General features: G+C 70.0%; 12 protein-coding genes. 4 read left to right on the top strand and 8 right to left on the bottom strand.

What is annotated here, in order from left to right; genetic code table 11:
• Positions 1-13: 13 nt before the first annotated feature.
• The gene (locus tag OVA11_RS07460; protein ID WP_010918780.1) at positions 14-517 is read right to left on the bottom strand and encodes a winged helix-turn-helix transcriptional regulator; all 504 of its coding nucleotides are present in this window, start codon (positions 515-517) and stop codon (positions 14-16) included.
• A gap of 235 nt (positions 518-752) precedes the next feature.
• On the opposite strand from OVA11_RS07460, the gene OVA11_RS07455 reads away from it, so the two are divergent.
• Both OVA11_RS07455 and OVA11_RS07450 read left to right on the top strand, forming a co-directional pair.
• Positions 753-1,940, top strand: coding sequence for an acetyl-CoA C-acyltransferase (locus OVA11_RS07455; RefSeq protein WP_268066856.1), 1,188 nt, complete (start codon positions 753-755; stop codon positions 1,938-1,940).
• Between the two features lie 158 nt (positions 1,941-2,098).
• The gene (locus OVA11_RS07450; RefSeq protein WP_268066854.1) at positions 2,099-2,368 is read left to right on the top strand and encodes a GNAT family N-acetyltransferase; all 270 of its coding nucleotides are present in this window, start codon (positions 2,099-2,101) and stop codon (positions 2,366-2,368) included.
• Positions 2,369-2,527: 159 nt separating this feature from the next.
• Here the strand turns inward: OVA11_RS07450 and OVA11_RS07445 are convergent, their stop codons facing one another.
• The 5 genes from OVA11_RS07445 to ribD all read right to left on the bottom strand — a co-directional run bounded on the left by OVA11_RS07445 (position 2,528) and on the right by ribD (position 7,291).
• On the bottom strand, positions 2,528-3,925 hold the full coding sequence (locus OVA11_RS07445; protein WP_268066852.1) for a M28 family metallopeptidase: 1,398 nt from the start codon (positions 3,923-3,925) through the stop codon (positions 2,528-2,530).
• A gap of 87 nt (positions 3,926-4,012) precedes the next feature.
• Entirely contained in the window at positions 4,013-4,474 is a 462-nt protein-coding gene (ribH, locus tag OVA11_RS07440) for a 6,7-dimethyl-8-ribityllumazine synthase (RefSeq protein ID WP_268066850.1), read from the bottom strand.
• Between the two features lie 15 nt (positions 4,475-4,489).
• Positions 4,490-5,692, bottom strand: a complete 1,203-nt coding sequence (ribB, locus tag OVA11_RS07435; RefSeq protein WP_268066848.1) for a 3,4-dihydroxy-2-butanone-4-phosphate synthase — start codon at positions 5,690-5,692, stop codon at positions 4,490-4,492.
• A complete protein-coding gene (locus OVA11_RS07430; RefSeq protein WP_268066847.1) occupies positions 5,668-6,285 on the bottom strand; it encodes a riboflavin synthase in 618 nt (205 codons plus the stop codon). The genes ribB and OVA11_RS07430 overlap by 25 nt, the downstream gene beginning before the upstream one ends.
• Before the next feature lie 10 nt (positions 6,286-6,295).
• Complete coding sequence (ribD, locus tag OVA11_RS07425; RefSeq protein ID WP_268066846.1) at positions 6,296-7,291, bottom strand: bifunctional diaminohydroxyphosphoribosylaminopyrimidine deaminase/5-amino-6-(5-phosphoribosylamino)uracil reductase RibD; 996 nt, start codon at positions 7,289-7,291, stop codon at positions 6,296-6,298.
• Positions 7,292-7,435: 144 nt separating this feature from the next.
• Between ribD and OVA11_RS07420 the strand changes: the two genes are divergently transcribed.
• Positions 7,436-8,110, top strand: a complete 675-nt coding sequence (locus OVA11_RS07420) for a GntR family transcriptional regulator (protein WP_268066845.1) — start codon at positions 7,436-7,438, stop codon at positions 8,108-8,110.
• A 236-nt stretch (positions 8,111-8,346) separates the two neighbouring features.
• A complete protein-coding gene (locus tag OVA11_RS07415; RefSeq protein ID WP_268066844.1) occupies positions 8,347-8,718 on the top strand; it encodes a hypothetical protein in 372 nt (123 codons plus the stop codon).
• A gap of 154 nt (positions 8,719-8,872) precedes the next feature.
• Here OVA11_RS07415 and OVA11_RS07405 read toward each other — a convergent pair whose 3' ends face one another.
• Entirely contained in the window at positions 8,873-9,205 is a 333-nt protein-coding gene (locus OVA11_RS07405; RefSeq protein ID WP_268066843.1) for a hypothetical protein, read from the bottom strand.
• Positions 9,206-9,469: 264 nt separating this feature from the next.
• Positions 9,470-12,049 (bottom strand): ATP-dependent chaperone ClpB, encoded by a 2,580-nt coding sequence (gene clpB / locus OVA11_RS07400; RefSeq protein WP_268066842.1) that lies wholly within the window; start codon positions 12,047-12,049, stop codon positions 9,470-9,472.
• Positions 12,050-12,144 lie beyond the last annotated feature (95 nt).

Below are 12,144 nucleotides of genomic sequence, written 5' to 3'. Positions count from 1 at the left end.
TCGGTGGCAGCGCCTATTCGGCGGCGATCTTCACCGCGTCCAGCGCCTCGCCCACGGTCGGCGCGGTCAGGTCCTGAGGCCCGGCCCGTTCGATATCCCGCCGGTCGACGACCTGGCCGCACGCCTCGCAGGCCAGCACCGGATGGAAGGCGCAGCCGCAGGTCTTGTGGCGGAACAGCACCGGCGACTTGTCTCGTCCATAGACGTGCCGGTCGCCCCACTCGGCCATGGTCAGCAGCACCGGCGACAAGGCCAGGCCCTTTTCGGTCAGCCAGTACTCATGGCGCGGCGGGCGTTCCGAATAGCGCCGCGTTTCCATCACGCCGTGGCTCACCAGCGTCTTCAGCCGCGCGGCCAGGACGTTGCGGGCGACGCCCAGGCGATCCTGCCACTGCTCGAACCGCTTCACGCCGGCGAAGGCGTCCCGCAGGATCAGCAGCGTCCAGGGATCACCGACGACTTCCAGCGTGGCGGCGACCGAGCAACGTTCGTTCGTATAGTCAGCTGTACGACCCATTCGACAAGGTTGGGGCGTTCCGCCGGGGAAAGCAAGAGAGCGTTGCGTTTGAAGATGAACCGGCATAGGTTTTTTTTCGCAATTGACTCTCTCGGTTCATTGCCACCTGGCGAGCGGCTCGCTTTTCCGGCGGCGCCGCTCGCCCCTTTCGCATCACGTTTCCGCAACCCTCTTGCCTGTTCGGACGCGATGAGGGCCTATCCCACCCCAAAATACCTTCCAGGGAGCCTGATCCATGTCCGCCGCTGATCCCGTCGTCATCGTCTCTTATGCGCGCACGCCGATGGGCGGCTTCCAGGGCGCGCTGGGCGGGGTGAAGGCCACTGAGCTGGGCGCCACGGCGGTCAAGGCGGCCATCGAGCGCGCCGGCGTCGCGGGCGACAAGGTCGAGCAGATCATTATGGGCTGCGTGCTGCCGGCCGGCCTTGGCCAGGCCCCGGCCCGCCAGGCGGCGCTGGGCGCGGGCCTGCCCCTCTCGGTCGAGGCCACCACCGTCAACAAGATGTGCGGCAGCGGCATGCAGGCCGCGATCATGGCCCACGACGCCCTGGCGGCCGGCAGCGTCGACGTCGTGGTGGCCGGCGGCATGGAGAGCATGACGGGCGCGCCCTACCTGATGTCCAAGCACCGGGCCGGCGCCCGCATCGGCCACGACCAGATGTGGGACTCCATGTACCTGGACGGTCTGGAGGACGCCTATACCCCCGGCAAGCTGATGGGCGCCTTCGCCGAGGACAGCGCCCAGACCTACCAGTTCACCCGCGAGGCCATGGACGACTACGCCACCCGGGGCCTGATGAAGGCCAAGGCGGCGGTCGAGAGCGGCGCCTTCAAGGCCGAGATCACCCCGGTCAGCGTCGTCACCCGCAAGGGGACCGAGGTCGTCGACACCGACGAGCAGCCCGGCAAGGCCGATCCGGCCAAGATCCCGACCCTCAAGCCCGCCTTCAGCCGCGACGGCGGGATCACGGCGGCCAACTCCAGTTCGATCAGCGACGGGGCCGCGGCCCTGGTCATGACCCGTGAGAGCGTCGCCAAGGCGCTGGGCCTGCCGATCGTCGCCAAGGTGGTCAGCCACGCCGCCCACGCCCACGAGCCGGGCCTCTTCACCACCGCCCCGGTGCCGGCCATGCAGAAGGCGCTGAAGAAGGCCGGCTGGAGCGTCGCCGACGTCGACCTCTTCGAGGTCAACGAGGCCTTCGCGGTCGTGGCCATGATCGCCCAGAAGGAGCTGGGCATCCCCGACGACAAGCTCAACGTCAACGGCGGCGCCTGCGCGCTGGGCCACCCCATCGGCGCCTCGGGCGCGCGCATCCTCTGCACCCTGATCAACGCCCTGCAGGCGCGCGGCGGCAAGAAGGGCCTGGCCTCGCTCTGCATCGGCGGCGGCGAAGCCACGGCGATGGCGGTGGAGCTGGTTTGAGGCTTAAATCCTCCCCCCAGCGGGGGAGGTGTCGACGCGAAGCGGCGACGGAGGGGGAATCGGCAGGGTCTGCAGGACTTCCCCCTCCGGCGCTCCGCGCCACCTCCCCCGCTGGGGGGAGGATTTGCTCCCTGGCCTGATCAAGCGTTGGAAACCCCATGACCGACACCTTCCGCCACAACCCCGAACTGTCCCGCTACGAGCTCGACGTCGACGGCCTGCTGGCCTTCGCCGACTATCAGCGCGCGGGGCAGCGGCTGGTGATCCCGCACGTTGAGACAGACCCCGCCCTGCGCGGCAAGGGCGCGGCGGGCCGGCTGATGGCCAAGGTCGCCGAGACGGCGCGGGCGGAAGGGATGCAGATCACGCCGATCTGCTCCTACGCGGCCGCCTGGCTGAAGCGCAACGATCCGGACCTGATCGGCTGAGGGCAAGCGCCCCCTCCACCGCGGAGCCTGTCCTCGGGCGCGCGCTTCGCGCGACCCGGGGGCGGTCCCCCTCCCCTGCTTACGGGGGAGGAAGATCATCCTCCTGCCCCGCTTGCGGGGGAGGTGGCGCGCGACGACGTCGCGTGACGGTGGGGGCGCTTACTTCGGCGCCGCAGGCGGCGGGCTCTCGAAACTCCCCGCCGCGCCGGGGAAGACGATCGGGCTTTCCCAGCCGTCGGGGCTGACCGACGAGACGCCGAAGAAGTAGTCGTCGATGACCACGTCCTTCAGGGTCGCCGTGGCGGCCGGGCCCGGGACCCAGCGGTTCAGGCGCCATTGCGGGTCGGTGGTCACGCGCCACCAGACGCGGTGGCCGGCCGCGCCGGGCGTGGGGGTCCAGGAGACCTTGGTGTCGGCGCTGACCGCCCCCTCGATCTTGACGCCCGACGGCGGCGGCGGGGCCGAGGCGAGGCTCGCCATGGCGATGGTGTTCAGACGCGTGACCTGGGCCAGATAGGCGAAGTCCACGCCCTCGATCGTGTCGCCATAGACCCGGCCCTTCTCGGTGCGCAGGTCCTGGTGCTGGCGGTCATAGTTCTCGACGGCCTCGGTCACGCGCACGGCCGGATAGCCGGCCTCCAGCATCGGCACCTGGTCGCCGCCCCGGCCGTAGCGGTCGGTGCGATAGACCATCACCACGTCGAAATTGGTCAGGTAGCGATCGGCTAGGCTGTCGAGGTAGCGGGCCAGGTTGCGCGAGGGGCTGTCGACCTCGCCGCCGTTGTAGCGCCGGCTGTTGGCCTGCTCGGGCGTCTCGACGGCCTTGGTGCCCTCTGAGAACACCCGGACCTCAGTATTGTTCATCAGCCCGCTCTGGCCGCGGCTGTTGCCGACGATGTCGTTGTTGAGGTCGGCCACGACCTTCCAGCCCTGGGCGCGGGCGTAGTCGGCCAGGATCTTGCCGCCATACAGGCCCTGCTCCTCGCCCGACAGCACCGCATAGACGAGGGTGGCCGGGAACTTGTGCTTGGAGAGAATGCGCGCCGCCTCGATCACCGCCGCCACGCCCGAGGCGTCGTCATTGGCGCCCGGCGCGTCGCTGGTGAAGTCCATGACGTCGCTGACGCGGCTGTCGATATGGCCGGCGATGATGATCACGCGGTTCGGATCGGTGGTCCCCTTCTGGATCCCCAGAACGTTCATCACCTCGGTCGGGTTGGGCACGCGGCGGCCGGTGACGACCTGGGACGGGGTCTCGACGGTCAGGCAGCCGCCGCAGTCCTTGGAGATCGCCTCGAACCGCGCCTTGGTCCAGCGGCGGGCCGCGCCGATGCCGCGCGTGTCGGACTTGGTGTCCGACAGGGTGTGGCGGGTGCCGAAACCGACCAGCGACCGGATCGTGCTCTCCAGCGCCTTGGGGTCGACCTCGGCGGCGAGCGTGCGCAGCAAGGGCTGGTCGGTGGACGGCTGGGCCGTCTGCGCCTGGACCGTGGGCGCCGCGCCCAGGACAAGCAGACCGGCCAAGGCGGGAGCGGCGAGGACAACGGGCAGACGCATGACGACTCCGGACGACAAGAGGAGCCGGACGTTGCCGCGCCCCGCGCCGTCCGGCAAGGGCGCAGCGCCCCGCCGGCGCCGTATGCCTCAGACCAAGGCGTCCGCCCGGATCCGCCGCAGGGTCTGGACGGTGGACAGACAGGCGTTCGCCGCCTCCCGTCCCTTGTTCTCGGCGTCGTCACGGCTGCGGGCCACGGCCTGCTCGTCGGTATAGGTGGTCAGGACGCCAAAGCTCACCGGCGTCTCGGTCTGCAGGCCGGCGGCCATCAGGCCAAGGCTGGCGCCCAGGCTGATGAATTCGAAGTGGGCGGTCTCGCCCTTGATCACGCAGCCCAGGCATACGACGCCCGCATACCGCCCGGTCCGGGCCAGGGTCTGGGCGATCAGCGGCAGTTCATAGGCCCCGGGCGCGGCGATGATGTCGGACGCGGCCACCGGGGCGCCCTGCGCGGCCAGATGGTCCAGCGCCCCCTTCAGCAGACCGTCGGTGACCTCGGGATTGAACTGGCTGACGACAATGGCGATGCGCGGCGGAACGGGGTCGGTCATGGAAGCTCCCTGGCTTCAGGAGGCGCGCGCCAGGCTGTGGCCCAGCTTGTCGCGCTTGGTTTCGAGATAGGCGGCGTTGTCGGGATTGGCCGGGATCAGCAGCGGAACCTCGCGCCGCACCGTCACGCCATTGGCCCGCAGGCCCGCGGCCTTCCGCGGATTGTTGCTCAAGAGCTTGACCTCGCCGACGCCGAGCGCCCGCAGGATCTGCGCCGCCACACCGTAGTCGCGTTGGTCGTCGGCGAAGCCCAGGGCGTGATTGGCCTGGACGGTGTCCAGTCCCTGGTCCTGCAGCGCATAGGCCGCGATCTTGTTGGCCAGGCCCAGGCCCCGCCCCTCATGATTGCGCAGATAGATCAGGGCGCCGTTGCCGCTGTCGCTGATCTGCCGGAGGCTCTCGCGCAATTGTTCGCCGCAGTCGCAGCGGCGCGAGCCCAGGGCGTCGCCGGTCAGGCATTCGGAGTGCACCCGCACCAGCGGCGCGCCGGTCAGCGGGCCGGCGACCATGGCCAGATGCTCGCCGCCGTCGATCCGGCTGCGGAAGGCGCGGACGCTGAAGGCCTGGCCGGCGTGGTCCGACGGCAGGCGCGCGTTGGCCACCTCGTCCACCAGCAGCTCGGTCGCCTTGCGATGGGCCACCAGCTCGGCGATCGTCAGCAGCGGCAGGTCGTGCTCGCGGCAGAAGACCTCCAGATCAGGTCGCCGGGCCATCGAACCATCGTCCTTCATGATCTCGCAGATCACGCCGGCGGGACGCAGGCCCGCCATGCGCATCAGATCCACCGAGGCCTCGGTATGGCCGTTGCGGACCAGAACCCCGCCGGGCCGGGCGCGCAGAGGAAACACATGCCCCGGCGAAACCAGGTCTTTCGCCTGGGCGTCCGGGGCGATGGCCGCGGCGATGGTGCGGGCGCGGTCGAAGGCCGAGATGCCGGTGTCCACGCCGGTGGCGGCCTCGATCGAGACGGTGAAGGCGGTCTGACGGCTGGTGCGGTTGTCGCTGACCATCGGCGCCAGGCCCAGACGATCGATCGTCTCGGCCTCCAGGGTCAGGCAGATCAGGCCGCTGGCCCGCTTGGCCATGAAGGCGATGGCCGCCGCGTCGGCAAACTCGGCGGCCATGACCAGATCGCCCTCGTTCTCGCGATCCTCGTCATCGACCAGCACGATCATGCCGCCGGCCTTCACGCGGGTCAGGGCTTCAGATAGGCGCGACATAGCTGCTCCACATATTTGGCCAGCACATCGACCTCGACATTGACCGGGTCGTTGAGGGCGAGGTGCTGCAGGTTGGTATGGGTCCAGGTGTGGGGGATCAGGGTCAGACCGATCCGGAACCGCTGGTCGGACTCGCACGCGCCGACCGTGTTCAGGGTCAGGCTGACGCCGTTCAGCGCGATCGAGCCCTTCTCGACGCAGAAGCGGTGCAGGCCGGCCGGCAGGCTGAAGAGGACCCGCCAGGCCCCGCCGTCGTCGTGACGCTCGATCAGCCGCGCCAGGCCGTCGACATGGCCCTGGACCAGATGCCCCGACAGCCGCGTCGACAAGGTCACCGCCCGCTCCAGATTGACGCTGTGACCGGCCCGCGCGCCGCCCAGATTGGTGCGGTCCAGGGTCTCGGGACTGACGAAGAAATCCGCCCCGCCGCCCGGGTCATGGCGGACCACGGTCAGGCAGACCCCGTTGACGGCGACGCTCTCGCCCAGCTCCAGATCGGGATAGCCGGTGGCCAGGCTCAGGCGCAGGGCTCCGCCCGCCTCGGGCGTCACCGCCTCGACCCGCCCCACCCGTTCTATGATCCCGGAAAACATCGCGCCCTCCTCAGGCTTGGTCGGTGGTTCGGGCGAACCGCTCGATGTGATCGGCGTCGCCGGCGCGGGCGGCCTGCCGGATCACCACATGCTCGTCCCACAGGCCCGTCTCGAGCACGCTGGCCAGCAGGGTCGGCCCGCACTCGACCAGGGCCTCCAGGACGCCGTCTGCGGCGAGCTCGGACACAAGGCTTGGCAGCGCATCATGCAGGCTGACGCGAAAGCCCCGGCCCTCGGCGGCCGCGATATAGTCCGGGGGCGTTCGGCGACGGCGATCCAGGATGGCCAGCCGCCTCGCGAACGGTCTCGGATCCGGCGTGCGGCGGACGGTGAAGGCGGGCGCGTCGGCCAGCACCGTGCCCGAGCCGGTGATGATGGCGTCCGCCCGTCGGCGAAGGTCGTGCGCCAGGGTCAGCGAAGCCTCCGAGGTGAAGGTGCTCGCGCCCGGCGGCGGGATCATGTCGCCCTGGCGGTTGATGGCCTGCTTGATCGTCAGCCAGGGCCGCCCCTCGCGGGCCCACAGCGCGAACGGCGCGATCAGGCGACGCGCCCGCCGGACCAGATCGCTCGCCTTGGGATGGGCGAGATCGCTGAGGAACCGCACCTCCAGCCCCGCCGCTTTCAACCGCGCCGCGCCGCCGCCGGCGACCGCCGGATTGGGATCACGGACCGCGATCCAGACGGTCCGGGCCGGGCTGGCCAGGATCGCCTCGACACAGGGCGGCGTGCGGCCGTGGTGGTTGCAGGGCTCCAGCGTGACCAGCAGGGTGTCGATGCGCGCGGCCGCGCCGCGCTCCCGACAGGCGGCCAGGGCGGCGGCCTCAGCGTGCGCCTGACCCGCCCGCTGGTGCGCCGCGACGGCCAGGGTCTCACCGGCCTCATCCAGCACCACACAGCCGACCGGCGGATTGGGCGCCGTGGCGCCGGCATAGGCTTCCGCCGCCGCCAGGGCGTCGGCGAAGCCCTGGATCACGCGGGCCGGGGAAAGGGTGGCGTCGATCATCATGCCCCGAAGTGGGGCTCGCCGAGCGCCGATCGCAAGCGCGCAAGCTTTTTCGAAAGCCTAACATGTTAGGCACGCAGGGAATGACCCTCGCGCCGTTTGGGCTTAGGTGTGGACCACGATGGCAAGTTTCCCCGCGATCCGGCCATGAAGGGCCCGCTGACCAGCGTCGAGCCGTCGGGCGATTGGGCCCCCGGCCTGCAGAAGGCCAGGCTCTACGACCTGATCCTGATGGACATCATCCTGGGACACCTGGCCCCGTTGCAGGTGCTGGAGGAAAAGGCCCTGGCCGCGCGCTACGCCGGCGGCGTGTCGGGCGTCCGCGAGGCGCTGGGCCGCCTGGCCATCGAGGGCATGGTGATCCGGCGCCCGCGTGTGGGCACCCTCGTCGCGCCCCTGGACCTTGGCGAGATCGAGCACGCGTTCGAGGTGCGGCGGATCCTGGAGGGGCGCACGGCGGCCCTGGCCGCGCGCAACCATCGTCCTGAAGACCTGCCGGCCATTGTCGGCGCCTTCGACGGGGCCGAGGCGGCGATCGCCGGCGGCGATTTCCGGGCCATGCTGGCCATGGACCACGCCTTCCACCGCGCGGTGGCCTTCGCCACGCACAATCCCACCTTGGCCAGGTTCGTCATCGCCCTGCAGAACACCGCGACGCGCTACTGGATCTGGCAGATGGAAAAGCAGTCACAGGACGACCAGATGCGCGACGTGGTCCTCCACCGGGCCCTGGCCGAGGCCATAGCGCGCCGCGACCCCGCCGCCGCCGAGGCCGCCTGCGCCCTGTTGATCGGCGAGCCGCCCAGCGCCCAGCGGGGCTGACCGGCCGGCCGGCGCCGGGCGCCAGCACCACCACCGCAGACAAAGTTATCCACAGGACGGCGCGGCCTGCGGGGCTCTGGGGCTGTGGGCTCGGCCGCCTCCGGCGGCGCCCCCGACCGGCCTGGGACGGCGCCTATCCCCGCCCAGTAACCACCGTTTCTGTGGAATATCGGGGCGTTACACGAAAACGCAGGTTTCTTATCCCCGCCCCCGCCGGCGGCCTCATGCTGTGGGTCATGAGCCAGACCCGCCCCTCGACCCGCACCTGGTGCGATCGCCTGCAACAGAAGCTGATGGACGCCATCGACGCCGCCTGGGCGATGGTGGAGGCCAGCGACGATCCCGCCGTCCTGGCCAAGGCCCGCGACCGCGCGCGCGCCTGCGGCCAACTGGCCAGCGAAGCCCGCAAGGTGCTGGCCCTGGACCCCAAGCCCGACAAGCCCAGCAAGCTGCCCGCCGCGATCCACGAGGCCTTCGACCGCCTTGAGGCCATCGGCGCCCCGATCCTGGCCGAGGCCGAGAAACGCCGTGAGGCCCAATCGGCCGCCCCACAGGCGGCTCAGGCCTTGGCCATGCAGGCGGCGCTGGCGAAGTTGAAGCGGCGGTAGGGGCGAGCGCCCCCTCCGTCACGTCGCCTATCGGCGCCGCCACCTCCCCCGTTGCACGGGTGAGGAGGAAGCCGCCGCCCTCCTGCCCCGCTTGCGGGGAGGTGGCGCGCGGCGCAGCCGCGTGACGGAGGGGGCGCTTGGCGTGTGCCCCGCCCTACGCCCCCTCCTCGTCCACATAGATCACCACCGGCTTGCCGCGCGACAGCGGCTCCCAGCCGGCCTCGACGGCCGAGGCGATGGCTTTGGCGACGATGCGCACGGGGATCTGCGAGGGCTTCAGCGGCGGGGCGCTGAACTTGGGCTTGGGGCCGGGCGGGAACTCGATCAGCGCCTCGCGCTGGCCTTCCTTGTGCCGCGCGGCGATCACCTTGCCGTGGCGCTCAGACGGGTCATACGACCACTGCGGCAGGCGGTGCAGCCGCCAGACATAGGGGTCGCCGTCGACTTCGATGTCGAACTCGGTGATGAGTTTGGTGGTCTTGGCCATGCGGGGAGATACCGCGTTGGGCGGCGGCGGGAAAGTGGCGAGCTAATCCCGCCCCAAAAGCCCGTGTCATCCCGGACGGCGAAGCCGACCCGGGACCCAGGGGGTGCGTGAACGCGGTGCGCGCCGCCCCTGGGTCCCGGCTCTCCCCCCGGCTTTCGCCGGGGTCCGGCCGGGATGACGAGGTTTAGGATGTAACCACTCACCCTCCCATCGCCAGAGGCGATGGGCCCCTCCCTCTCTCGAAGAGAGAGGGGCTCATGACACCTACTGCAGCACCGCTTTCCCGAATGACAGCTGGCCTTCCTCGACGCCGACGGCGATGACGCCGCCGTCTTCGATCTCGCCGGCCAGGAGCTTCTTGGCGATCGGGTCGACGAGCTCCTTCTGGATCACGCGCTTCAAGGGGCGCGCGCCGTAGACCGGATCGTAGCCCTTGTCGGCCAGCCAGTTCAGGGCCTCGGCGTCCAGGGCCAGCGCCATGCGGCGGTCGGCCAGCAGCTTTTCAAAGCGCTGCAGCTGGATGCGGACGATGTCGCCCATGTTGTGGCGCGACAGGCGCTTGAACAGGATGATCTCGTCGATCCGGTTCAGGAACTCGGGGCGGAAGTGGCCGCGCACCGTGTTCATCACCATCGGCCGGACCTCTTCGACATCCTCGCCTTCCTCCTGGTTCGCCAGATACTCGGCGCCCAGATTGCTGGTCATGATGATCAGCGTGTTGCGGAAGTCGACCGTGCGGCCCTGGCCGTCGGTCAGACGGCCGTCGTCCAGCACCTGCAGGAGCACGTTGAAGACGTCGGGATGGGCCTTCTCGATCTCGTCGAACAGGACGACCTGGTAGGGTCGGCGACGGACGGCTTCCGTCAGCGCCCCGCCCTCGTCGTAGCCGACATAGCCGGGAGGCGCGCCGATCAGGCGGCTGACCGAGTGCTTTTCCATGTACTCGGACATGTCCATCCGGGTGATGGCCGCCTCGTCGGCGAACAGGAATTCGGCCAGCGACTTGGTCAGCTCGGTCTTGCCCACGCCCGTGGGGCCCAGGAACAGGAACGAGCCGATCGGCTTGGACGGATCCTGCAGGCCGGCGCGAGCGCGGCGGACGGCGTCGGAGACGGCCTCCAAGGCCTCGTCCTGGCCGACCACGCGACCGCGCAGCTCGTCCTCCATCTTCAGCAGCTTCTCGCGCTCGCCCTCGAGCATCTTCTCGACAGGCACGCCGGTCCAGCGGCTGACGACGGCGGCGATCTGCTCGGCGTCGACGACTTCGGGCGTCAGGGCCTGGGTGTCGCCCGCTTCGGCCTCGGCCAGGCGGCGTTCCAGGGCCGGGATCTCGCCGTACTGGATCTGGCCGGCGCGGGCGAAGTCGCCGGCGCGCTGGGCGTTGGCGAGGTCGGCGCGCAGGCGGTCCAGCGCCTCACGGGCCTGGGCCGCGCCGCCGACCTTCTCCTTCTCGGCCTTCCAGCGGGCGGTCATCTCATCGGAGCGGAACTGCAGGTCGTCGATCTCGACCTCCAGGTTTTCCAGGCGCTGCTTGGAGGCCGCGTCGGTTTCCTTGGACAGGGCCTCGCGCTCGATCTTCAGCTGCACCAGGCGCCGGTCGATCTCGTCCAGTTCCTCGGGCTTGGAGTCGATCTGCATGCGCACGCGGCTGGAGGCCTCGTCGACGAGATCGATGGCCTTGTCCGGCAGGAAGCGGTCGGCGATGTAGCGGTTGCTAAGGGTCGCAGCGGCGACGATGGCCGAGTCCGAGATGCGCACCCCGTGGTGGACCTCGTACTTTTCCTTGAGGCCCCGCAGGATCGAGACGGTGTCTTCCACCGTCGGCTCGCTGACGAACACCGGCTGGAACCGGCGGGCGAGCGCCGCGTCCTTCTCGACGTGCTTGCGGTACTCGTCCAGCGTGGTGGCGCCGACGCAGTGCAGCTCGCCGCGCGCAAGCGCCGGCTTCAAGAGGTTGGAGGCGTCCATCGCCCCGTCGCCCTTCCCGGCCCCGACCAGGGTGTGCATCTCGTCGATGAATAGGATGATCGAGCCCTCGGCGGCCGTGGTCTCGTTCAGCACGGCCTTCAGCCGCTCCTCGAACTCGCCGCGATATTTCGCGCCGGCGATCAGGCTGCCCATGTCGAGCGACAAGAGCTTCTTGTCCTTCAGGCTTTCGGGCACGTCGCCGTTGACGATGCGCAAAGCAAGGCCCTCGACGATGGCGGTCTTGCCCACGCCCGGCTCGCCGATCAGGACGGGGTTGTTCTTGGTGCGGCGCGACAGGACCTGGATCGTGCGGCGGATCTCCTCGTCGCGGCCGATCACGGGATCGAGCTTGCCGTCGCGCGCCGCCGCCGTCAGGTCGCGGGCGTAGCGCTTGAGGGCGTCATAGCCTTCCTCGGCGTTGGCGCTGTCGGCGGTGCGGCCCTTGCGCAGGGCGTTGGCGGCGGTCTCCAGGGCCTGGGCGCTGGCGCCGGCCTCCTTGAAGAGCTTGGCCGCATCGCCGCCTTCCTTGGCGACGGCGATCAGCAGGCGCTCGGTGGTGACGAAGGCGTCGCCCGCCGCCTTGGCCGACTTCTCGGCCTCGGCGAAGACGCGGGCGGTGTCGGGCTTCATGTAGAGCTGGCCGCCGGCGCCGTCGACGCGCGGGGTCTTGGCCAGCAGGGTCTCGACGCCGCCGTCCAGCTGGTCGGGGCGGCCGCCGGCGCTCTGGATCAGGGCGCGGGAAAGCCCGTCCTTCTCCTCGAGCAGGACCTTCAGGATGTGTTCGGGCGCGAACTGCTGGTGGCCCCGGGCGAGCGCGAGGCTCTGGGCCGACTGGACCGCCTGTTTGGCGCGGTCGGAATAGAGATCGATATTCATGATGTCCCCTCAACTAGGCGGATCGGAGCGCGCTGCCTTGATCAAGCACAACGCGTCCCGAGGGACATTTAGGTGTGGCCCATCAGCCACACAAG

It is taken from the genome of Caulobacter sp. SL161 (assembly GCF_026672375.1).
In the GTDB taxonomy this organism is placed as follows: Bacteria; Pseudomonadota; Alphaproteobacteria; order Caulobacterales; family Caulobacteraceae; genus Caulobacter.
The sequence above is the reverse complement of the archived record's forward strand: the minus strand, read 5'-3'. Positions and strand labels throughout refer to the sequence as shown.